Origin of the sequence: Geodermatophilus sabuli, from assembly GCF_010686765.1 — a bacterium.
In the GTDB taxonomy this organism is placed as follows: domain Bacteria; phylum Actinomycetota; class Actinomycetes; order Mycobacteriales; family Geodermatophilaceae; genus Geodermatophilus; species Geodermatophilus sabuli_A.
The window spans coordinates 1-536 of sequence record NZ_JAAGWF010000041.1 but is presented as its reverse complement, the minus strand read 5'-3'; the positions used below and the strand labels follow the sequence as shown (position 1 = coordinate 536).

Annotated in this window: 1 protein-coding gene; it reads left to right on the top strand. The window is 61.9% G+C overall.

The genetic code is table 11. The features are described 5' to 3' along the window. On the top strand, positions 1-536 hold a 536-nt coding region (locus GCU56_RS22870), incomplete at both ends, for a hypothetical protein (RefSeq protein WP_204332706.1).

The following is a 536-nucleotide window of genomic DNA, read 5'->3' as shown; positions in this document are numbered from 1 at the left end:
GCGCAGAAGATGTTCGAGGCTCTGGGTCCAGATGGGCAGGAGAAGGCCCTGAGAGCCGCTGTAGAGCGCATGGCAGCCGATCTTAGGACCTCAGTGTCTGGTCTGGTTCTCCACCTTGATGAGACCGCCAAGCACGCGCATTTCAGCCTCTGCGGCTATGACGTCGACGGACAGCCCCTATCCACCCATATGGGGCGTGGGGTCCTCAGGGACCTACAGACGGCCCTCCACGAGGCCCTACAGGCCTTCATGCCCGATCTGGAGAGGGGGAGGGCGCGGAAGGCTCGCGCAGAGGCCGGAGCGGCTCCTCATGAGCTCGTGAACCGGTCCGTAGCAGAGCTTCACACCGACCTGCCCCTGGAGATCGAGGCGAAGCGCCAGGAGCTCGCCGAGCTCAAAGAAAAAATCCTGAAAAACGAGGTTCGGGCCGAAAAGGCCAGAGCGAAGGCCGAGCAAGACGAGGATCGTGCAGAAAAGGCTCTGAAAAACGCCGAGATCTACGAACGTCGGGCGTCAGAAGCCGAGGGGAAGGTCGA